We start from the raw sequence: 21,107 nt of genomic DNA on the forward strand, positions 1-21,107 counted from the left end.
ATTTTATAGAAAATACCATTTAACCCAACTACAACCAGAACGCTCCTGGGTTACAGGATAATATTGCTCATATGGAGGATCACCAACCACATCTTCCATATACAATTTATTCCAGGATAAAATTCCACTACCAGATGCAATACGTCTAACATAAGGTCTGAAATATATTCTACTCGTTCGATAGATTCCTCCTCCCATTACATCAAACAAGTCATGATATTTTACTATCGCCCTTCGTAACTCATGAGCTGTATTAGTCACAGCGCAGGATTCTGAGAAAATGGTGCCCCGTTGAGATAAATAAGTTCTGGCCATCAAATAAATTAAATCACCAACATTAGCAAATTTTGATGAATTTTTCGAAGGGTCATATTTACTATCTGTTGTGATGTTTCCTGATAACGTACTATGCCTTCCTCGGCACACATATAAATCATAATGGATAGGTTGAGGTGAAGTACTTCGACCCAAAGGATCGGGTGTTAATACCTTTTCCCCTAAATTCTTCCATGCATTACTAAATGGCCATAATGAATTTGAAGCTTTACTGGTTTTTTTTTGCATCATTTTTTCATTTGGATAGGGTACAACTGGCGTGAAGAGATAATCTGATGACAGTTCAATTGATTCATCCCAGGCGTAAATCGCTGCATAATGTTTAACATTTGGAGACAATGTCGTAAATGTGCTCCACCAATTACCAGGGCCAGGGACAGGTTCTATTGCAAAAATGTTCACCTGAATATCCTTATTGCCATAACTGTAAATAAACCATGCAGCCATAAGTGCAGCAACTGCACCTCGACTGTGACCGATTATATTGACCACCTTAGCACCACTGGCTACAGCCTTATTTGCGCCATGTAATGCAAGTGCTGAAATGTCTTTTCCTTTCGCGTGCTCAGCTTCAGAAAATTGGTTTCCAGATGCATATTTTTTACATAATTACTTAGTGAATCCGGGATTTTTAATGGACCACTCACTAATAAATCCTCACTTTTATCAGAAGGGATAGCCCAATCATTTTCTCCTGAACCTCTAACGCTGACCGCATTATCACTTTCGGTTAATACCCCGTTGATCTCTCTAAATACGCGGACGGGAATATAACCAGATCTTTCTGAGTAAATTCTCTTGTCACTCCTTAAGCGGGACACTTCTCCTTCATCTCTCGTACAGGCTGTCCCAGAAAATGAGAGCGTAAAAACATTATTGATCGTTTTTATATCATCCATATTAACGAATTCTCCATATAATGTTAAATTAACACACTGGTTCCAACTCATTATTCAAATAAAAGAATAGAAGATCACTAAAATTAATAATTAAAACTTTCCTGGCTTGAGTTGCCATGGCTGTAAGCGTTACATTAAGGCTATCTCGTAAGTATCCATGTAAACGGCCATTTACTTTTAGAGATCTTACGACAACCTACTGTTGTCTCCTGAGGAGATATCTATGCATTGAACCCGCGTAGCAAAACACCAGATCATTGCCTCTCTCAACTCGGTCGAAGTCGGAGGGGCAGTGAAGGATGTCCGCTATGAAGCCGATATTTCCATAGTCAGTTATTGCACTTTGAAAGGCTAAATAGGGTGGAAGAGAAAAATCTGATATAGAAAAAATCAAAGATCTGGAGATTTACCGTCTGAAATAGTTTTTTCAAATCTGAGTCTTGATTGTCTCGCTCTGAAAGAATTCATCGGAAAAAATCTTTAAAACCAGCGGAAAAGGGTGAACTTGTCAGGTATCTGACTGCGCAATTTTTCGAGAGCTTGCGTCAGGCATGCAGGGCATTATTGTTGAGCATGATCCCGTACTTTAACCAGCCGGATGATGACTGAAACACGCAAGTTTCAGCGATGCATGGAAATTAAATGGGTATGCTTACATACCTACGACTAAACTGAATAGCTGTATATTTCGGATCAATACAGCCCGTTTTACATCCGTAAAATCAGTAGCATCATAGATTTAACTCATGTACCCGATGGGTTGTTGTAGTACGATGAAAGCGGCCTGAAATTACTGAGCATTACATCGATACCGCGGGTTTCACCGTATTCAAACTGATCCCTACTAAGACGGCAATTTGTTAGCGCATGACGCATAGAACGAGCGTCCAACGGCGTAATCAAAGCCATAAAAAAGCCCCTGCCGGGAGGCAGAGGCTTTTTTAGCGGGCTTAACGACACATTAATCGTCGAGGAAGCTGCGCAGCACTTCGGAGCGGCTTGGATGGCGCAGCTTGCGCAGCGCTTTGGCTTCGATCTGACGAATACGTTCGCGCGTAACGTCAAACTGTTTACCTACCTCTTCCAGCGTGTGGTCGGTATTCATATCAATACCAAAACGCATACGCAGCACCTTCGCCTCGCGCGCTGTCAGCCCTGCCAGCACGTCGTGCGTGGCAGAACGCAGGCTCTCGGACGTCGCGGAGTCCAGCGGCAGCTCCAGCGTGGTATCCTCGATAAAGTCACCCAGATGTGAATCTTCATCATCACCAATTGGCGTCTCCATGGAGATTGGCTCTTTGGCAATTTTCAGCACCTTACGGATTTTATCTTCCGGCATCAGCATCCGCTCGGCCAGCTCTTCCGGCGTCGGCTCACGACCCATCTCCTGCAGCATCTGGCGAGAAATACGGTTGAGCTTGTTAATCGTCTCAATCATATGCACCGGAATACGGATGGTACGCGCCTGGTCAGCGATGGAGCGGGTGATAGCCTGACGGATCCACCAGGTCGCATAGGTCGAGAATTTATAACCACGGCGATATTCAAACTTATCCACGGCTTTCATCAGACCGATATTCCCCTCCTGGATGAGATCCAGGAACTGCAGGCCACGGTTGGTGTACTTCTTGGCGATAGAGATAACCAGACGCAGGTTAGCCTCAACCATCTCTTTCTTCGCACGACGCGCTTTCGCTTCGCCGATAGACATGCGACGGTTGATGTCCTTCACCTGCTCAATGGTCAGGCCGGTCTCTTCTTCAATCTGCGACAGCTTTTGCAGGCCGCGATGCACGTCTTCAGAGACGTCTTTCAGCTTCTCTGACCAGGGTTTGTTCATCGCCAGGGCCGCTTTGAACCAGGTTTCGCTGGTTTCATTGCCGGTAAACAGGGTGATGAAGTTTTTCTTCGGCATCTTACAGATTTCAACACAGAGCTTCATGATCAGACGTTCCTGCGTACGAACGCGGTCCATCATGGTGCGCATGCTGTTCACCAGGAAATCGAACTGCTTCGGCACCAGGCGGAACTGTTTGAAAACGTCTGACAGATTCTGAATTTCAGCTACGGCATCGGCGTGGCTGCGGCCTTTAGCCTTGATTACCGTACGGGCTTTTTCGTACTGAACGCGCAGATCGTTAAACTTCTCGCGCGCCAGTTCCGGGTCGATGCTGTTGTCATCGTCGGCGCTGTCGTCATCGGACTCTTCATCTTCGTCTTCATCATCGTCACGCTCTGCTTCAGAGAGTTCCGAGCCAACGTGCGTGGCGGTGGGCGCGATATCTGCTTCAGCGTTGGGATCAACAAAGCCGGTAATCATATCCGACAGGCGCGCTTCGCCCGCCTCAACGCGGTCATACTGTTCCAGCAGGTAGGTAATGGCTTCCGGGTATTCAGCAACGGAACACTGGACCTGGTTGATACCGTCTTCGATGCGCTTCGCGATGTCGATTTCGCCTTCGCGCGTCAGCAATTCAACGGTACCCATTTCGCGCATATACATGCGCACCGGGTCTGTCGTCCGGCCGATTTCTGACTCAACGCTGGACAGGACCTGTGCGGCCGCCTCGGCAGCATCTTCATCGGTATCGGAGCTGTTTTCGTTCAGCATCAGATCGTCGGCATCAGGTGCTTCTTCAACAACCTGTATGCCCATGTCGTTGATCATCTGAATGATGTCTTCGATCTGATCGGAGTCGACGATATCTTCCGGCAGATGGTCATTGACCTCGGCATAGGTCAGATAGCCCTGCTCCTTACCACGGGTGACAAGTAGCTTAAGCTGTGACTGCGGGTTTTGCTCCATAAGACGGTATCCACACTTCTGTTAAATTAGATTGGTGTCGGTCGGCTAAGCAGCCAACAATAACAGTGAGGGCGTTGGTTTATTGCCGCTGCCCATCTCGGCGGCTGCCAGGGTCGACCTGGCGGATAATCGGCACTTAAGCCGCTGGATATTCGGTTCGACGCGCTATCACCTGCCATTTTTGGTTCGCGCAGCGGCAAAAACCGGTCGTACCGGGGTACGCTGTGGTTCAGGCGCTGGGCGCACAAAAACTGACGGTGGCGATAACGCCTCTCAATGTTATGTCGGGTGACAGGATCGTCACGCTCAGGAATTCGTTTTTTTAGCAAATTCCTGATTGAGCAGCCAGTATTCGCGCCGCTCGTTGGCATCCAGCCCGTGAGTGCGCTCGCGAGCAATTAAATACTCTAAGCGTCGCTCCAGCGCTGCGTCATACATGCTGGCCAGCGAATCGTTAAACATGGTTTCCACTTCATCGTCCACGATCATGTGGTTCCATGTGGCCAGAGTTTCAAGGCTCTGGCTAAATTTTGTGCCACGGTATAACTCTAGTAGCTGTCCCGTCGTCAGGCCAGGATGAGCGACGCAAGTGCTCACTAACTCGACAAAAAGGGAAAATCCCGGCAGTTCAGAAGATTCCAGCCCTTCCAGGGAAGGCACGGCTGCTGCCAGCTGCGGATTCTGAATCAGCAATCCAATCAGTATACGCATGGTTGTGCGTTTTAGCTGAGGCTGCGGTGGGAGTTTCGACTTCTCGCCCACTCTGGGCATCAACTTTTCCAGCTGACTGTCATCCAGAATGCCCAGTTTGTTCCCCAGTTCCTGACGCAGGTAAATGCGCAGGGTTTCACCCGGCACCTGGCTAATTAGCGGCAGGGCCAGGGTACTCAGCTGGGCACGACCATCCGGCGATCGTAAATCTACCTGAGGGAGCAGAGTGTCAAATAAGAAAGCGGAGAGCGGCGTTGCCTGCTCCATTCGCGCTTCAAATGCCTCTTTTCCCTCTTTACGGACCAGCGTATCCGGATCTTCACCGTCCGGCAGAAACATAAAGCGTAGCTGACGGCCATCATTCATGTAGGGAAGGGCGGTTTCCAGTGCCCGCCAGGCCGCTTCACGTCCTGCTCTGTCGCCGTCATAGCAGCAGATGACATTATCGGTCGAGCGAAATAGCAGCTGAATATGCTCAGGCGTCGTCGATGTTCCCAGTGACGCCACGGCATAATCAATGCCGAACTGCGCCAGGGCCACCACATCCATATAGCCTTCGACCACTAATAGCTTCGCCGGTTCCGGATGATTCTTGTGGGCTTCATACAGGCCATACAGCTGTCGGCCCTTATGGAAAATATCGGTCTCCGGGGAGTTCAGATATTTTGGCAACGCATCGCCAACGACGCGGCCACCAAACCCGATAACCCGGCCTCGCTTATCATGGATGGGAAACATGATCCGTTCGCGGAAGCGATCGTAGCTGCGGCCCTGATCGTTGGTGACCAGCATCCCGGCGTCGATAAGCGACTGCCGGTCGTCCTCATTGCGGCCGAATCGCTTCAGCGCGTTGTCCCAGCCTGCGGGCGCAAAACCAATCGAGAAGTGACCGATCACCTCATCGCTCAGACCGCGGCCTGCCAGGTAGTCACGCGCACCCGCGGCGTGACTCTGGGTCAGCGACTGCCGGTAGAACTCATTCAGCCCGGTCATCAGCTGATACAGGCTCTGGCGCTGATGGCGCTCCAGCTGGCTCGGGCCACTTCCGCTTTCGTACGGAATTTCAAGTCCGTAAAGCGTCGCCAGCTCCTCGATGCTCTCTACGAACTCAAGGCGGTCATAGTTCATCAGAAAGTCGACGGCGTTGCCGTGCGCGCCACAGCCGAAGCAGTGATAAAACTGTTTCTCGCCGTTTACGGTAAAAGAAGGGGTTTTCTCATTATGGAAGGGACAGCACGCGTGATAGTTCTTACCCTGCTTTTTCAGCTTTACGCGGGCATCAATAAGATCCACGATGTCCGTGCGCGCCAGCAGGTCATTAATGAATACGCGTGGAATGCGTCCAGCCATAAATCCCCTTCACCTTTCAGCTTCCATTGCTTCTGGCCCATAAACGAGAACAAGCCGCGCATTCCTTTCGGAAAGCACGGCCTTCATAACTACTTACTTGTCTGTGGGACGTGAGGGCGCAAACCCTCAAAAATTAGTACAGACGAGTGCGGCGTGCGTTTTCGCGAGCCAGTTTCTTCGCGTGGCGTTTAACGGCAGACGCTTTAGCGCGCTTACGTTCGGTCGTTGGTTTTTCATAAAACTCACGACGACGAACTTCAGCCAGAACGCCTGCTTTCTCGCATGAACGCTTGAAGCGACGCAGTGCTACGTCGAAGGGCTCGTTTTCACGTACTTTAATTACCGGCATGTAACTCTCACCTCGATAAATTCGGTTTGCTGCTGGGCTGTAAGCCAGCTCATTTCAAAATGGTGCGGAATTTTACTCCAACACAGGCAGCATTGTAAAGCACCATAGCATTAACTCACCAACAGATGCGCCTGTGCCACTGCCGGTATTTTCAGGCGAATGAGTATACAGGATTCCTCGTGGCGCGGCGAAAAAATTTTCGCCTTATGCATCAGTGACAAGGCGAGCCGGGCGGAAAATTACCGCGAACGGCCAGGCCTTCATGCTACACTGCGCGCCGCAAGAATGAGGTAAAAAAGTCATGCGTGTACTTGGAATTGAAACATCCTGCGATGAAACCGGTATCGCGATTTACGACGATCGGGCCGGACTTCTCGCCAATCAACTTTACAGTCAGGTCAAACTGCATGCCGATTACGGCGGTGTCGTACCTGAGCTGGCTTCGCGCGACCACGTGCGAAAAACCGTGCCGCTTATCCAGGCGGCGCTTAAGGAAGCCGGATTACAGGCGTCAGAGATTGATGCGGTGGCCTGGACGGCCGGACCTGGCCTGGTGGGCGCGCTGCTGGTGGGGGCCACCGTAGGTCGTGCGCTGGCGTTTGCCTGGGGTGTCCCGGCTATTCCCGTTCATCATATGGAAGGGCACCTGCTGGCACCGATGCTGGAAGATAATCCTCCCGCCTTTCCCTTTGTTGCCCTGCTGGTGTCGGGCGGTCACACCCAGCTTATCAGCGTTACCGCCATCGGTGAGTATACGCTGCTTGGGGAATCGGTTGATGATGCGGCCGGTGAGGCATTTGATAAAACGGCCAAGCTGCTGGGGCTGGATTATCCCGGTGGCCCGATTCTGTCGAAAATGGCCCAGCAGGGGATTGAGAAGCGCTTTGTCTTCCCCCGTCCGATGACCGATCGGCCAGGTCTGGATTTCAGCTTTTCTGGCCTGAAAACGTTCGCGGCGAATACCATTCGCGGTAACAGCGACGACGATCAGACGCGCGCTGATATCGCCCGCGCCTTTGAAGATGCGGTTGTCGATACGCTGGCGATCAAATGTAAGCGCGCGCTGGAGCAGACCGGGTTCAAACGGCTGGTTATCGCCGGAGGCGTCAGCGCGAACCGCACGCTGCGGGCGAAAATGGCTGAAGTGATGAAAGCCCGGGGCGGGGAGGTCTTCTATGCCCGCCCTGAATTCTGTACCGACAATGGGGCGATGATAGCCTACGCCGGTATGGTCAGGCTGCGCAGCGGTACGGATGCGGAGCTTGGCGTCACGGTTCGGCCACGTTGGCCGCTTTCCGAGCTGGGTGTTGTTGCTGAGCCGGACTGAGCATCAGGATAAACACAGCTCTGCGGCGAGCTGTGTATTAGATGACGCGCAGCGAATGATTAACCTGAAACGGGTGCGTCGCTGCGCCGAAGAGTAAGGCGGGATTAATTACCTAAAATAGCGTTGAAAATTCTCCCTACGAAGGGGATCCCACCCAGTACCGATTCAACGGTGCCACCAATATTACCGCCGATACTGGCACCAATGGAGGTACCCAGCTCGGGGAAGAGCTTTTTGATGTTCATCTCACCCAGCAGCGGTACTGAAACGGTGACGCTGCCAGCCAGCTGATAAATCCCGTTACCTACCAGGCCACCCACCGATGCACTGATATTTTTAATAATGCCTGTGCCGCTCACCGCGGTGATGTCATCCCGCTCTAACTCTCTCATTATTTTCACTCCCTGAAGGTAGTAACGACGTGTTACTGATAAGGTACGTTACAGTGAGACGTTAATGGAGAGAATAGTAATAAAATGATTTACAGAGCTTCTGAATAATCCCCGGCACTGATGTTATTTGCGCTTTCTCCGCCAGATTTTAGTTTCCTGTCCGCGCCAGAGTCGCTGAATATTGTCATGATGCCGCAGCAGCACCAGGCACGAGAGCATTGCAACGGGAAAGGTAAACTGGGGTTTAAACCACCAGACGTAGAAGGGGGCGATTAGCGCGCTGATGATAGCGCCGAGCGATGAATAACCGCTAAGCAGTACGGTTAGCAGCCAGGTGCCGGTCATCAGACCCGTTAAATCCCAGCCGATGGGGGCGATCGCACCGAAAGCGGTCGCCACGCCTTTTCCGCCCTTGAAGCGAAAAAAAACGGGGTAAATGTGCCCAAGGCAGGCGGCGATAGCGGTAAGGCCCAGATATAAAGGCGTGACGCCATAATGCCAGGCAAGCCAGACCGGCAGCATACCTTTAAGAATATCAAAAACCAGCACGGCCGCAGCGGGAACTTTACCGCCGAGCCGCAGCACGTTAGTTGCGCCGGGATTGCCGGAACCATTCTGGCGGGGATCGGGCAATCTGAACAGTCGGCACACCAGAATCGCACTGGAGACAGAGCCACACAGATAGGCAAAAAGGATCATACCCAGTGCGAATGTATTCAACATACCGTTCCGCCCTCCAGGGGTCGTTTTGTTCTCATCATCCGTGGATAATACGCATAAATAGCCGGAAGTGGTATCCGGCATCCACAAAAACAGAGATGGTTATTATGGATATTGTATTTATAGAACAACTGACGGTTATCACCACTATTGGTGTCTATGACTGGGAACAAACTATTCAGCAGAAGCTGGTTTTCGACGTTGAAATGGCATGGGATAACCGCCGGGCGGCGGCCAGCGATGATGTGAATGACTGCCTGAGCTATGCGGATATCTCTGCGGCCATTATTGACCATGTGTCCGCTGGCAAATTTGCGCTGGTTGAGCGCGTAGCAGAAGAGGTTGCCTCACTGCTGCTGACGCGTTTCAGTTCTCCCTGGGTACGGATTAAACTGAGCAAGCCCGGGGCGGTGGCGCAGGCCGCTCAGGTGGGCGTGGTGATTGAGCGCGGGACTAATCCTAAATAAGTGCAATATGATTGCCATCACGATGAAACCCCCCCACATTATGCTCTGTTTTAAAGTTGGCCCGGTTTTTACGGGCACAATTTGGCGGTAGCCTCGGGCAGCCGTCTTTTAAATGATTTTGATACGGACAGGGGTAGTAATTGATGGCAGATATTCATCAGCTATGGGTGGCAGCAATACTCGGCATTGTTGAGGGCCTGACGGAGTTTCTTCCCGTCTCTTCCACCGGGCACATGATCATAGTCGGTCATCTGTTGGGTTTTGAAGGGGATAAAGCGGACACCTTCGAGGTCGTCATCCAGCTCGGCTCAATCTTAGCGGTTGTCGTCATGTTCTGGCGTCGCCTGTTTGGCCTTATCGGCATCCATTTCGGCAAAGTGCCGCATGAGGGGACCGGCAAAGGGCATCTTACGCTGATTCATATTCTTTTGGGGATGGCACCAGCTGTCGTTGTAGGCCTGCTCTTACACGACGCCATCAAGACGTTGTTTAACCCGGTCAATGTGATGTATGCCCTGGTGGTTGGCGGCGTGCTATTGCTCGCGGCGGAATACCTTAAGCCTAAACAGCCCAGGGCAGTGGGCCTGGATGACGTCACCTACCGTCAGGCTTTCGTCATTGGCTGCTTTCAGTGCCTGGCGCTCTGGCCGGGTTTCTCACGTTCAGGCGCGACCATCTCTGGCGGGATGTTAATGGGGGTCAGCCGCTATGCTGCTTCCGAGTTCTCGTTCATTCTGGCCGTACCGATGATGATGGGCGCCACGGTGCTGGATCTCTATAAAAGTGTGGGCTTCCTGACGATGGGTGACATGCCGATGTTTGCCGTCGGTTTTCTTACCGCTTTTGTGGTGGCGCTGATTGCGATCAAAGTCTTCCTGAAGCTGATTCAGAATATCTCCTTCGTCCCGTTCGCCATCTACCGTTTTATTATTGCGGCTGCGGTTTATATGATCTTCGTCTGATAGGCCGAAGAGGCGATGAAGCCGGGCCGAATGGCCCGGTTTTCCTAAGCGTCGTTCTCCGTTTTCCAGCGCTCAAGCGCGACAATCCTGCGCTTCGTCAGCGCTTGCCGAATTTCACTTCCTTTAAACCCCGCCGCAACGACCTCTTTTGTGGATACGGCCAGCGCGACGTTAAACGCCTCGCGCAGATAGCGTCCCTGCGGATACGCATTCTGTTCAAAACCGGTTCGCCCACGGGCGTCCGCTTCGCTGGTCAACGCTATCTGGTCAATACGCTGTGGCTTGCGCCAGGCATCAATCCGGTCAAACAGCGCCACTAACGCCGCTGCCGGCTGCCGCTCAATGGTATGCACCACATCATGAAACTCCGTAACCAGCAGCGCCAGGTCGCGCAGGTGGTTTGGCACCCGTAAACGCTGACAGAGTGCGCTAACCAAAGGGACGCCAGCGGCACCGTGTCCATGGTGGCTGGGCCACAATTCGGGGGGCGTCAGCGCCTTACCCACGTCGTGAAACAGCGTGGCAAAGCGGACATCGACCTCGTTGCTGAGCTGTGCGGCGATGGCCAGCGTCATCAGCGTGTGCACGCCGGTATCAATTTCGGGATGCCACTTTTTAGGTGCCGGGACGCCATAAAGGTTGTCCAGCTCGGGGAAGAGCACCGCCAGCGCACCACAGTCACGCAGCACCTGAAAATAGACCTGGGGGGAGGGCGTTTCGAGAGCCTTCTCCGTCTCTTTCCAAACGCGTTCCGGCGTTAGCGTGTCCAGCTCACCGCTGGCGGCCATGCTGCGCATCAGTCCGAGCGTTTCTGGCGCGACGGTAAAACCCAGATGGGCAAAGCGCGCAGCAAAGCGCGCAACCCGCAGCACGCGCAGCGGATCTTCGTTAAAGGCGGCAGAGACATGACGCAGCTGGCGCTGGACAATATCCTGCTGTCCGCCCCAGGGATCGTACAACACCCCGTTTTTATCGCGGGCAATGGCATTAATGGTCAGATCGCGCCGCTGTAAATCCTGCTCCAGCGTCACATCGGGGGCGAAATAGCAGCTAAAACCGGTATAGCCCGCACCGCTTTTTCGCTCAGTTCTGGCCAGCGCATACTCTTCATGCGAGTCAGGATGTAAAAAAACCGGGAAGTTGCGACCGACCTGCTGATAGCCATTATTGAGCATCTCTTCCGGCGAGCCGCCCACTACCACCCAGTCTTTATCAGTGACCGGTAATTCAAGCAGGGCATCGCGCACCGCGCCGCCGACAAGGTAAGTCTCCACTACTGCGCTCCTCGTTGTGTCGTTTCAGGCATCATACGTGAACGCCCGGCGTTCTCCCACCACCGGCGGGCAGGCTTACGCGGTATTGGCCCACGACGAAAAGGACATCAATGGATGTCCTTTTCGTCCCGGCATACGCTAAGCCTAGTTCATCCAGCGGTCTTTTTTCTTACGGCTGGGGATCATATGCGGCAGTAGCAGGCCAAGCAGCAGGCCGACGCCGGCCACGCCGCCGCCATACATAAACCACTGCATGATAATGGTACGCTGCTTGTCATCGAGCTGAACGTTGGCCGCGCTCACTTTCTTTTGTGCCACCACCAGCTCATTTTTTAGCTTCTGATTCTCATTTTTCAGGTTATTAATGGCACCGTCGCTGCCGGCAACCTTCTTCTGCATTTCGGCGGTCCGCTGATTCCAGCTTCCATCGATATTGGCCAGTTTGTCAGTCAGCTGTTTAACCTGCTGTTCCAGCTGTGGGACGCGCGTACGAAGGCTGGGCTGTTCGCTGAGCTGCGCAAGGGGGATCCAGGTGGTACGGCCCGTTGAGTCGCGAATTTGCGCGTATTTGGTGGCGTCATTGGTTTGCAGCAGCTCCACTTCTTCGCCCGCGTTCAGCGTACCGACCAGGCGATAATCATTGCTGGGGCCACTGCGAACCCAGGTGGAGAGTTCATCAGAAATATAGCGTTTCTCTTCGGCGTGAACGGTAGCAGCAACGCTAAATGTCAGTAAAGTAAGGCCAATTAAGTTAATTTTTTTCATTCGATATCTTTTTTACATGAATCCGGGAAAAAAGTAATGGCACAGTCTGGAGGCGCCTCGCATAAAGCTGAATGAGAACTTTCCTGGTCTCAGGGCATGGCGAGCCGGGTCGTAAAAGCATAAGAAAGCCGAGACAGCCACGGCAATTCTGCATTACTCTTCACGTTATGACTGACTGAGAAAAACCTCGCTGGCTGCCGTATTTATAACGCGCAGAGTCCATAACAACGGCGAGGCATCATCAGGCGCACATCCATTTACCATGCCGGTAATCATTTGATTAAGAAAATATGACCATCGAAATCGAGTTAAAGTTCATCGCCACACCTGCTGCTGCTGAAAATCTGCCAGGCCGACTTGCCGCCTGGCCACATCAGCACAGTGCGCCACAAAAGCTGACTAATATCTATTTTGAAACTGAAAGCAGCCAGCTGCGCCGCTGGGATATGGGACTGCGCATTCGCGGCTTCGGCGACAGCTATGAAATGACGCTGAAAACAGCGGGGCAGACCCTTGGCGGCCTCCACCAGCGTCCGGAATACAATGTCGCTCTGGAGAAGCCAGAACTGGACATCGCCCTGTTACCGGCGGAGATCTGGCCCGCAGGGACCGATCTGGCCACGCTGCAACAGCAGCTAAAGCCGCTGTTCAGCACCCATTTCGTGCGGGAAAAGTGGGTGGTCACTTATCTGCAAAGCGAGATTGAGGTTGCTTTTGACCTCGGCGAGGTCAGTGCGGGTAATGAGAGCGAAGCGCTGAGTGAAATTGAGCTTGAGCTTAAATCTGGTCAGCGTGAGGATCTGCTGGCGTTCGCTGAAGCGCTGTCAACCATTGGTGGGCTGCGTCTCGGCAGCAAAAGTAAAGCCGCGCGCGGCTATGCGCTGGCACAGGGTAAAACGCAGCCTGAACCGCGCCCTATGCCGGTGCTAAAGGTTAAACCGAAAGCAACGGTAGAAGAGGGGATGCGGGCAGCCTTTACGCTGGCGCTTACCCAGTGGCAGTACCACGAAGAGCTTTGGCTGCGCGGCGAAACGGCGGCGCTACATGAAATTCGTCAGGCGCTGGAAAGCCTGCGTCAGGCCTTCTCCCTGTTCGGCGCGCTGGTGCCGCGTAAGGCGAGTAGCGCGCTGCGTCAGTCGCTTACCGGCCTTGAGGAGGTGCTGCTGGAAGAAAACCTCCAGCCGGAGGTCCTCTGCTTTAGTCTCCTCTCATTACAGACCCAGTTAGCACTCACTAACTGGATAGCCACCGAGCGCTGGCGCGGCTTTATTGATAGCAAGTCGGAGACCAGGCTACAGGGATCCTTTAAGCGATTCTGCGATATTATGCTGGGCCGCCTCTCCGCCGATCTCAAAGAGACCTTTCACCGCATCCGCCAGTTCAATGAGTATCAGGACAAGCTGACTCGCCTGAACCGCCAACTGCTGGCCGCGCGCCTGCTGGCCGGGGCTTACCCATCTGAAGCGGTCGCTGCGTGGCTAGGAGACTGGCAGCAGCTGGCGCAGGGCATTGAGTCTAATCAGACCGCAAACCTTGATGCGTACTGCCGTCAGGCCCTTAAGCATCCGGCATTCTGGAAAAACGGTAGCGTCTGACTGCCCGGCTCAGCGCGGCCAGGCATGCGTGCACCGATCATTTGTCACATTAGGGAGTGTTTATGCTGCCATTGCCCCACACGTCTCTGCCTCCTTTAATGGCAGCGCAGGCAGGACGTTTACCCGCCTCTCTGGGTGAGCTGACGCTTGCTGAGCAGAGCGTGTTGGCTTTCAGTGATTTTATCTGCGAGAACCTGAGTCGCCATCCGGCGTGGTGGCAGAGGCTGAGGGAGCAGCCTCCTCAGGCAGATGAATGGCAGCATTATCAGGGGTGGCTGGCGGTAAAGCTGGCAGAGGTATCGGATGAACCCACCCTGATGCGCGAGCTGCGGCTTTTTCGTCGCCATATGCTGACCCGTATTGCCTGGATGCAGGCGCTGGCGACCAGCAGCACGGAGGATTCCCTGAAACAGCTGAGCGTTCTGGCTGAGCTGCTGATTGTCGCGGCGCGGGACTGGCTGTGGCAGGCCTGCTGCCGCGAATTCGGCACGCCGGTGAATGCGCAGGGTGAACCGCAGCCGCTGCTGATCCTCGGCATGGGTAAGCTGGGGGGCGGTGAGCTGAACTTCTCCTCTGACATTGATCTGATCTTTACCTGGCCCGAAAACGGTACGACACAGGGCGGTCGACGCGAGCTGGACAACGCCCAGTTTTTCACCCGACTGGGCCAGCGGCTGATTAAGGTGCTGGACCAGCCCACGGTAGAGGGCTTTGTGTATCGCGTGGATATGCGTCTGCGACCCTTTGGCGACAGTGGGCCTCTGGTGCTGAGCTTTGCCGCGCTGGAGGACTACTACCAGGAGCAGGGACGCGACTGGGAACGCTATGCGATGGTCAAAGTACGGGTGATGGGCGATCGGGATGACCACTGGAGCCAGGAGCTACAGCAGACACTGCGTCCCTTCGTTTACCGCCGCTATATCGACTTCAGCGTCATTCAGTCCCTGCGTAATATGAAAAGTATGATTGCCCGGGAGGTGCGGCGTCGCGGTCTGAAAGACAATATTAAGCTGGGCGCGGGCGGTATCAGGGAAATTGAATTTATCGTTCAGGTTTTCCAACTGATCCGCGGTGGCCGCGAACGGGCGCTCCAGCGCCGCGCGCTATTGCCGACCCTGCAAACGCTGGGTGAACTGGGGCTGCTTCCCGCCGGACAGGTTGAGCAGCTACATCAGGCATGGCAGTTTCTGCGTCGGCTGGAAAACCTGCTTCAAAGCATCAACGATGAACAGACCCAGACCCTGCCTGTGGACCCACTTAACCAGGCACGGCTGGCATGGGCGATGGGCGTACCCGACTGGTCCGTTCTCCAGCAGCAGCTGGAACAGCACATGTCTGCGGTACGGGCGATTTTTGACGAGCTGATTGGCGACGATGCGCCTGAGGCAGACAGCAGCAAAGAGGTCGGGGAGTATGGCGTGCTCTGGCAGGATCGACTGGAGGAGACCGAACTGGCCCCGCTGGTTCCGCATCTGCCCGCGGGTGCGACGGCGGCGCTACTTAAGGCGATCAACGCGTTTCGGCAGGATACGGATAAACGTACGATTGGCCCCCGTGGCCGCCAGGCCCTCGATCAGCTGATGCCGCGACTGCTGGCGGAGGTTTGCCCGCGGGCAGATGCGGCGGTGACCCTTGAACGCCTCACGCCGCTGCTGCTGGGCGTGGTTACCCGCTCAACCTACCTGGAGCTGCTGACGGAATACCCCGGGGCACTGAAGCATCTGATTCGGCTGTGCGCCGCCTCGCCCATGGTGGCCAGCCAGCTTGCCCGCTATCCGCTGCTGCTGGATGAGCTGTTGGATCCGGCTACGCTCTACCAGCCAACGGCTACGGATGCCTACCGTGATGAGCTCCGGCAGTATCTGCTGCGTATTCCAGAAGAGGATGAGGAGCAGCAGCTGGAGGCGCTGCGGCAGTTTAAGCAGGCTCAGCTTTTGCGCATTGCGGCGGCGGATATCGCCGAAACGCTGCCGGTGATGAAGGTCAGTGACCACCTGACATGGCTGGCGGAGGCGATCATTGAGCAGGTTGTCATGCAGGCATGGCAGATGATGACGCAGCGCTATGGGCGGCCCTCACATCTTCAGGACGATGGGGGGCGTGGATTTGCCGTCACAGGCTACGGCAAACTGGGCGGCTGGGAGCTGGGCTACAGCTCCGATCTGGATCTGGTTTTTCTGCATGACTGCCCGGTCGAGGCGGTGACACTGGGTGAGCGCAGTATAGATGGCCGGCAGTTTTATCTTCGCCTGGCACAGCGCATTATGCACCTGTTCAGCACCCGTACCTCCTCCGGAATTCTCTACGAGGTGGATGCCCGGCTGCGACCTTCTGGCGCGGCGGGCATGCTGGTCAGCACGCTCGATGCCTTTGATGACTATCAGCGGCAGGAAGCCTGGACCTGGGAGCATCAGGCGCTGGTGCGCGCCCGCATTGTCTTCGGCGATCCGGCCCTGAGCCAGCGCTTTAACGCCATCCGTCGCGGTATTTTGTGCCTGCCACGGGAGCCTGCGGCGCTGCAAAAAGAGGTGCGCGACATGCGTGAAAAGATGTATTCGCACCTCGCCGGTAAGAACAAGGAGCGCTGGGATATTAAAGCCGACCGGGGCGGCATAACGGATATTGAGTTTATTACGCAGTATTTGGTTTTGCGCCATGCGGCTGCGCTGCCCGCGCTGACCCGCTGGTCTGATAACGTGCGGATACTCGAGCTTATGGCCAGCCATGGGCTGATGGAGGAGGAGGAGGCCCGGGCATTGACCAGCGCCTATATCACTCTGCGCGATGCACTTCATCACCTGGCGCTGGAGGCAATGCCTGGCCATGTGCTCCCCGAGACGTTCAGCCATGAGAAAGCGGTCGTGCAAGCCAGCTGGCAACGCTGGTTTGGTGAGTGAGTCGCGCAACAGAGGTTGGCCCTGAAAGATAAAGGGTCAATGTGCGGGATAACCAGCTTGTGCTATCATCGCGCGCACTATTTTTGACTTATGCCAGGAGTGTCTGGAATGAAAATTACACTGCCCGAGTTTAACCGTGCGGGCGTTCTGGTGGTTGGCGACGTCATGCTGGATCGCTACTGGTATGGCCCTACCAGCCGCATCTCCCCTGAGGCTCCGGTTCCAGTGGTTAAGGTCGATAATATCGAAGAGCGTCCCGGCGGCGCGGCCAACGTCGCAATGAATATTGCATCGCTGGGGGCGGCATCGCGGCTGGTGGGGTTAACCGGCATCGACGATGCCGCACGGGCGCTGAACGCCGCCCTGAGCGGTGTAAATGTGCAGTGTGATTTTGTTCCCGTCTCAACCCACCCGACCATCACCAAGCTGCGTGTGCTTTCGCGTAACCAGCAGCTGATCCGCCTCGATTTTGAAGAGGGCTTTGACGGTATCGATCCCGAGCCGCTGCACCAGCGCGTCAGGCAGGCGCTGCCTGATACCGGTGCACTGGTGTTGTCGGACTATGATAAGGGCGCGCTTGCTACCGTCGAAACCATCATCAGCCTCGCCCGTGAGGCGAAAGTACCTGTGCTGGTGGATCCAAAAGGTACGAACTTTGAACGCTATCGTGGTGCGACCATCCTGACGCCCAACCTCTCCGAGTTCGAGGCCGTCGTCGGCAAATGTAAAGATGAGGCGGAGATCGTTTCGCGCGGTATGGCACTGATGGAGAAATTTGAACTCTCCGCGCTGCTGGTCACGCGTTCAGAAAATGGTATGACGCTGCTACAGCCGGGTAAAACGCCGTTCCACCTGCCGACCCAGGCGCAGGAAGTCTACGACGTGACGGGCGCGGGCGACACGGTAATCGGCGTGCTGGCAGCGGCGCTGGCGGCAGGAAACACCCTGGAAGAGAGCTGCTTCCTGGCGAATGCGGCAGCTGGCGTGGTAGTCGGTAAGCTGGGCACCTCGACCGTTTCACCGGTAGAGCTGGAGAATGCCATTCGTGCCAGGCCGGAATCCGGTTTTGGCGTGATGAGTGAAGAGCAGTTGAAGGAAGCCGTTGCGCTGGCGCGTCGTCGCGGCGAAAAAGTGGTTATGACCAATGGCTGCTTCGATATTCTTCACGCCGGACACGTCTCTTACCTGGCCAACGCGCGCAAGCTGGGCGACCGGCTGATTGTGGCGGTAAACAGCGATGCGTCGACGAAGCGGCTTAAGGGCGAAAGCCGCCCGGTGAACCCATTGGTTAACCGTATGATCGTACTGGGTGCGCTGGAAGCCGTCGACTGGGTGGTGGCTTTTGAAGAGGATACGCCGCAGCGGCTGATTGCCAGCATCCTGCCGGATCTGTTAGTGAAGGGCGGGGATTACAAGCCTGAAGAGATCGCGGGCAGCAAGGAAGTCTGGGCAAACGGCGGCGACGTTCGCGTGCTGAACTTTGAAGATGGCATTTCAACCAGCAATATCATCAGGGCCATCCAGGCTAAAAAATAAGCGCATTCGGGCGTTGGCCGTCGGTCCGGCAAAGAACCCAGACCAGACACTGGCTTAGCGCCGAAGGTGAATAAGCTGGGACTGGGACTGGGACGATCCAGAAAACAAAAAGGCCGATCCTGCGATCGGCCTTTTTGTTTATAACGGGTCCTGCTGTCAATGTCGCAGTTCCGGCTAGAGATCTTCTGTCTTGGTACTCTCTGAGGTGGTAACTGGAGCGGCAGCCGGAGCAGTAGTTGGAGCGGTAGTTGGAGCGGTAGCCGGAGCAGCAGCTGGAGCGGTAACTGGAGTATTGGCTGATGTGGTACCCCGGCTTTCCAGCTCGGCGATGCGCTGCTCCAGCGCACTCAGCTTTTCGCGGGTGCGCAACAGCACCTGCGTCTGAACGTCAAACTCTTCGCGATTGACTAAATCCAGCCGCGTCAGCTGTGACTGCAAGGTCTGGCGGATGCGCTTTTCCACGTCGTCGCCAAACTCGCGGATCCCTTTCGGCATGGATTCATGAACCTGACGGGCGAGTTGTTCAATTTTTTTTGGGTCAATCATGGCGGCTTCCTGATAGCGGCAAAGTTTCTGTAAGTGTAATGCTATAACCAGAAAGGATAAACCTGAAAACAGTAAAGCCACAAAATGGATAACTTATTGCCAGTTTTGTTCATTGCCCTGTGGTTTCTTCGGCGTTATATTAGTTTGCGATGTAAATACTATATGCTTATTCTCAGGGCGGGGCGAAATTCCCCACCGGCGGTAAATCGGCTGAGGCCGAAAGCCCGCGAGCGCTTCAGACCAGCCGGTTTGAAGGTCAGCAGATCCGGTGTGATCCCGGAGCCGACGGTTAAAGTCCGGATGGGAGAGAGTAACGTATGCTGTCGGGCCTGCGCCCGTTCTGCCGTTATTTTTTGTCACTGCATGACACTCCTAAGCATGCCCTGGTTCTGGTAACCGATACATTTTATAAGGTTTTATTACCATGAATCAGACGCTACTTTCTGAATTTGGCACGCCTGAACAGCGTGTACAACGCGCCATTGCCGCTCTCAAGGACGGCCGTGGCGTAATGGTGCTGGACGACGAAGATCGTGAAAACGAGGGCGATATGGTTTTCGCTGCCGAAACGATGACCGTTGAGCAAATGGCACTGACTATTCGTCACGGAAGCGGCATCGTTTGCCTCTGCCTGAACGAACAGCGCCTGCGCCAGCTTGAACTGCCGATGATGGTGGACAACAACACCAGCGCCTACGGGACGGGTTTCACCGTGACGATTGAAGCCGCTGAAGGCGTTACCACCGGCGTTTCCGCCAAAGACCGTATCACCACTATTCGCGCCGCGATTGCCGATGATGCCCGGCCGAGCGATTTAAATCGTCCTGGACACGTTTTCCCGCTTCGCGCCCGCGATGGCGGGGTGCTGACCCGAGGCGGTCATACCGAGGCCACGCTGGATCTGGTTACGCTGGCCGGTTTTAAATCTGCGGGCGTGCTGTGTGAGCTGACGAATGACGACGGCACCATGGCTCATGCACCGGAAGTGGTGGTATTCGCCAGGCAGCATGATATGCCTGTCGTCACCATCGAAGATCTGGTGGCCTGGCGCCGCAGCCACGAAACGCTGCAGGCAAGCTGACACCCATTGCCGGGTGGGGGCGTAAAGCTCCTGTCCGGCGATTATTTCAAACCCATTGGGTGTTCTGCCCGTTGAGGGGGATATCTCAGCATTCATTCAACCTTATCTCCCCCTTCTTCTGTACGTGTCTCATATCTCAGCATCCCTTTTGCCCCAGAATGCTTTGGTCCTTCAATACGCTTTGTTAGTTCCATCGCGCTATCTTCAAATTTCCTGACTAACTTCATCATCCTTATCCGCGTTAATCCCCACGAAAATGGGCGTAATGTAAGCGTCATTAAGCCGACACGTTTAGGGGATTTATCATGAGTCAGTCACGTATGCCCGCACTTTTCCTTGGCCACGGTAGCCCGATGAATGTGCTGGAAGAGAATATCTATACCGAAACCTGGCGCAGGCTGGGCGAAACGCTCCCGCGACCGCGGGCGATTATTGCTGTCTCTGCACACTGGTACACGCGCGGCACGGCCGTCACGGCGATGGAAACACCACGTACCATTCATGATTTTGGCGGCTTCCCGCAGGCGCTATTTGATACACGCTATCCGGCACCCGGTTCGCCGCAGCTGGCACAGCAAATTGCAGAGGCGCTTTCGCCGGTTAACGTGCAGATGGACCGGGAGTGGGGGTTAGATCATGGCGCCTGGGGAGTGCTGATCAAAATGTACCCCAATGCCGATATACCGGTCGTACAGCTGAGCGTTGATGGTACCCAGCCGCCAGCCTTTCATTTCGAGCTGGGCCGCAAGCTTGCTGCCCTTCGCGAACAGGGGGTAATGATTGTCGCCAGCGGTAATGTGGTGCACAACCTGCGAATGGCGCGCTGGCAGGGTGAGGCCGAGGCGTATCCCTGGGCGACCTCATTTGATGCCTATGTGCGCGAAAATGTGGCATGGGAAGGGGCAGCAGCAGCGCATCCGCTGGTTAACTTTATGCAGCATGAAGGGGCAGCGCTGTCGAATCCCACACCGGAGCACTATCTGCCACTGCTGTATGTGCTGGGATCGCGCACGCCAAACGAGGCCGTGTCGATTCCGGTTGAGGGTGTGGTAATGGGATCGCTCAGTATGCTTTCAGTGCAGGTGGGTGGCTAA

General features: G+C 54.6%; 18 protein-coding genes and 1 riboswitch. Of the genes, 8 read left to right on the top strand and 10 right to left on the bottom strand.

What is annotated here, in order from left to right; all coding sequences use genetic code 11:
- Nucleotides 1–3: 3 nt before the first annotated feature.
- The 5 genes from A1830_RS22200 to rpsU form a co-directional block, all read right to left on the bottom strand.
- On the bottom strand, nt 4–828 hold the full coding sequence (locus A1830_RS22200) for a hypothetical protein (protein ID WP_197473330.1): 825 nt from the start codon (nt 826–828) through the stop codon (nt 4–6).
- 14 nt (nt 829–842) lie between these two features.
- Complete coding sequence (locus A1830_RS22985) at nt 843–1,235, bottom strand: hypothetical protein (protein ID WP_067706156.1); 393 nt, start codon at nt 1,233–1,235, stop codon at nt 843–845.
- 961 nt (nt 1,236–2,196) lie between these two features.
- Nucleotides 2,197–4,041 carry an RNA polymerase sigma factor RpoD gene (rpoD, locus tag A1830_RS12305; RefSeq protein ID WP_067706158.1) on the bottom strand — a complete coding sequence of 615 codons (1,845 nt, stop codon included), beginning with the start codon at nt 4,039–4,041 and terminating at the stop codon, nt 2,197–2,199.
- Between the two features lie 306 nt (nt 4,042–4,347).
- Nucleotides 4,348–6,102 (bottom strand): DNA primase, encoded by a 1,755-nt coding sequence (dnaG, locus tag A1830_RS12310; RefSeq protein ID WP_067706160.1) that lies wholly within the window; start codon nt 6,100–6,102, stop codon nt 4,348–4,350.
- Nucleotides 6,103–6,235: 133 nt separating this feature from the next.
- Complete coding sequence (gene rpsU / locus A1830_RS12315; RefSeq protein WP_001144069.1) at nt 6,236–6,451, bottom strand: 30S ribosomal protein S21; 216 nt, start codon at nt 6,449–6,451, stop codon at nt 6,236–6,238.
- 301 nt (nt 6,452–6,752) lie between these two features.
- On the opposite strand from rpsU, the gene tsaD reads away from it, so the two are divergent.
- Nucleotides 6,753–7,778 carry a tRNA (adenosine(37)-N6)-threonylcarbamoyltransferase complex transferase subunit TsaD gene (tsaD, locus tag A1830_RS12320; RefSeq protein WP_067706162.1) on the top strand — a complete coding sequence of 342 codons (1,026 nt, stop codon included), beginning with the start codon at nt 6,753–6,755 and terminating at the stop codon, nt 7,776–7,778.
- Between the two features lie 104 nt (nt 7,779–7,882).
- Here tsaD and A1830_RS12325 read toward each other — a convergent pair whose 3' ends face one another.
- The gene (locus A1830_RS12325; protein ID WP_067706164.1) at nt 7,883–8,170 is read right to left on the bottom strand and encodes a hypothetical protein; all 288 of its coding nucleotides are present in this window, start codon (nt 8,168–8,170) and stop codon (nt 7,883–7,885) included.
- 123 nt (nt 8,171–8,293) lie between these two features.
- A complete protein-coding gene (plsY, locus tag A1830_RS12330; RefSeq protein WP_067706333.1) occupies nt 8,294–8,890 on the bottom strand; it encodes a glycerol-3-phosphate 1-O-acyltransferase PlsY in 597 nt (198 codons plus the stop codon).
- 107 nt (nt 8,891–8,997) lie between these two features.
- Here plsY and folB point away from each other — a divergent pair, with 107 nt between their 5' ends.
- Both folB and bacA read left to right on the top strand, forming a co-directional pair.
- Nucleotides 8,998–9,357, top strand: a complete 360-nt coding sequence (folB, locus tag A1830_RS12335) for a bifunctional dihydroneopterin aldolase/7,8-dihydroneopterin epimerase (RefSeq protein ID WP_067706336.1) — start codon at nt 8,998–9,000, stop codon at nt 9,355–9,357.
- A gap of 143 nt (nt 9,358–9,500) precedes the next feature.
- Nucleotides 9,501–10,319 (top strand): undecaprenyl-diphosphate phosphatase, encoded by an 819-nt coding sequence (gene bacA / locus A1830_RS12340; RefSeq protein ID WP_067706166.1) that lies wholly within the window; start codon nt 9,501–9,503, stop codon nt 10,317–10,319.
- A gap of 44 nt (nt 10,320–10,363) precedes the next feature.
- Here bacA and A1830_RS12345 read toward each other — a convergent pair whose 3' ends face one another.
- Complete coding sequence (locus A1830_RS12345) at nt 10,364–11,593, bottom strand: multifunctional CCA addition/repair protein (protein ID WP_067706168.1); 1,230 nt, start codon at nt 11,591–11,593, stop codon at nt 10,364–10,366.
- A 144-nt stretch (nt 11,594–11,737) separates the two neighbouring features.
- On the bottom strand, nt 11,738–12,358 hold the full coding sequence (locus A1830_RS12350) for a TIGR04211 family SH3 domain-containing protein (protein WP_067706170.1): 621 nt from the start codon (nt 12,356–12,358) through the stop codon (nt 11,738–11,740).
- A gap of 290 nt (nt 12,359–12,648) precedes the next feature.
- Between A1830_RS12350 and A1830_RS12355 the strand changes: the two genes are divergently transcribed.
- The 3 genes from A1830_RS12355 (at nt 12,649) to hldE (ending at nt 18,386) form a co-directional block, all read left to right on the top strand.
- On the top strand, nt 12,649–13,953 hold the full coding sequence (locus A1830_RS12355) for a CYTH domain-containing protein (protein WP_067706172.1): 1,305 nt from the start codon (nt 12,649–12,651) through the stop codon (nt 13,951–13,953).
- Between the two features lie 62 nt (nt 13,954–14,015).
- Nucleotides 14,016–16,850, top strand: a complete 2,835-nt coding sequence (gene glnE / locus A1830_RS12360; RefSeq protein WP_067706339.1) for a bifunctional [glutamate--ammonia ligase]-adenylyl-L-tyrosine phosphorylase/[glutamate--ammonia-ligase] adenylyltransferase — start codon at nt 14,016–14,018, stop codon at nt 16,848–16,850.
- A gap of 108 nt (nt 16,851–16,958) precedes the next feature.
- Nucleotides 16,959–18,386: a bifunctional D-glycero-beta-D-manno-heptose-7-phosphate kinase/D-glycero-beta-D-manno-heptose 1-phosphate adenylyltransferase HldE gene (hldE, locus tag A1830_RS12365; RefSeq protein ID WP_067706174.1), complete on the top strand. Its 1,428-nt coding sequence runs from the start codon at nt 16,959–16,961 to the stop codon at nt 18,384–18,386.
- A gap of 174 nt (nt 18,387–18,560) precedes the next feature.
- On the opposite strand, the gene A1830_RS12370 is transcribed toward hldE, so the two are convergent.
- Entirely contained in the window at nt 18,561–18,932 is a 372-nt protein-coding gene (locus A1830_RS12370) for a ubiquinone biosynthesis accessory factor UbiK (RefSeq protein ID WP_067706176.1), read from the bottom strand.
- 164 nt (nt 18,933–19,096) lie between these two features.
- Nucleotides 19,097–19,248: riboswitch (FMN riboswitch) on the top strand.
- A 108-nt stretch (nt 19,249–19,356) separates the two neighbouring features.
- On the opposite strand from A1830_RS12370, the gene ribB reads away from it, so the two are divergent.
- Together ribB and ygiD are read left to right on the top strand one after the other, a co-directional pair.
- The gene (gene ribB / locus A1830_RS12375) at nt 19,357–20,013 is read left to right on the top strand and encodes a 3,4-dihydroxy-2-butanone-4-phosphate synthase (RefSeq protein WP_067706178.1); all 657 of its coding nucleotides are present in this window, start codon (nt 19,357–19,359) and stop codon (nt 20,011–20,013) included.
- Between the two features lie 305 nt (nt 20,014–20,318).
- A complete protein-coding gene (ygiD, locus tag A1830_RS12380) occupies nt 20,319–21,107 on the top strand; it encodes a 4,5-DOPA-extradiol-dioxygenase (RefSeq protein ID WP_067706179.1) in 789 nt (262 codons plus the stop codon).

Origin of the sequence: Erwinia sp. ErVv1 (assembly GCF_900068895.1) — a bacterium.
In the GTDB taxonomy this organism is placed as follows: Bacteria; Pseudomonadota; Gammaproteobacteria; order Enterobacterales; family Enterobacteriaceae; genus Erwinia.

Bases quoted from the DNA above. Each gene is read 5' to 3' on its own strand.
- A1830_RS22985 (WP_067706156.1), bottom strand. From the start codon at position 1,235: ATGGATGATATAAAAACGATCAATAATGTTTTTACGCTCTCATTTTCT.
- rpoD (WP_067706158.1), bottom strand. From the start codon at position 4,041: ATGGAGCAAAACCCGCAGTCACAGCTTAAGCTACTTGTCACCCGTGGT.
- dnaG (WP_067706160.1), bottom strand. From the start codon at position 6,102: ATGGCTGGACGCATTCCACGCGTATTCATTAATGACCTGCTGGCGCGC.
- rpsU (WP_001144069.1), bottom strand. From the start codon at position 6,451: ATGCCGGTAATTAAAGTACGTGAAAACGAGCCCTTCGACGTAGCACTG.
- tsaD (WP_067706162.1), top strand. From the start codon at position 6,753: ATGCGTGTACTTGGAATTGAAACATCCTGCGATGAAACCGGTATCGCG.
- A1830_RS12325 (WP_067706164.1), bottom strand. From the start codon at position 8,170: ATGAGAGAGTTAGAGCGGGATGACATCACCGCGGTGAGCGGCACAGGC.
- folB (WP_067706336.1), top strand. From the start codon at position 8,998: ATGGATATTGTATTTATAGAACAACTGACGGTTATCACCACTATTGGT.
- bacA (WP_067706166.1), top strand. From the start codon at position 9,501: ATGGCAGATATTCATCAGCTATGGGTGGCAGCAATACTCGGCATTGTT.
- A1830_RS12350 (WP_067706170.1), bottom strand. From the start codon at position 12,358: ATGAAAAAAATTAACTTAATTGGCCTTACTTTACTGACATTTAGCGTT.
- A1830_RS12355 (WP_067706172.1), top strand. From the start codon at position 12,649: ATGACCATCGAAATCGAGTTAAAGTTCATCGCCACACCTGCTGCTGCT.
- glnE (WP_067706339.1), top strand. From the start codon at position 14,016: ATGCTGCCATTGCCCCACACGTCTCTGCCTCCTTTAATGGCAGCGCAG.
- hldE (WP_067706174.1), top strand. From the start codon at position 16,959: ATGAAAATTACACTGCCCGAGTTTAACCGTGCGGGCGTTCTGGTGGTT.
- A1830_RS12370 (WP_067706176.1), bottom strand. From the start codon at position 18,932: ATGATTGACCCAAAAAAAATTGAACAACTCGCCCGTCAGGTTCATGAA.
- ribB (WP_067706178.1), top strand. From the start codon at position 19,357: ATGAATCAGACGCTACTTTCTGAATTTGGCACGCCTGAACAGCGTGTA.
- ygiD (WP_067706179.1), top strand. From the start codon at position 20,319: ATGAGTCAGTCACGTATGCCCGCACTTTTCCTTGGCCACGGTAGCCCG.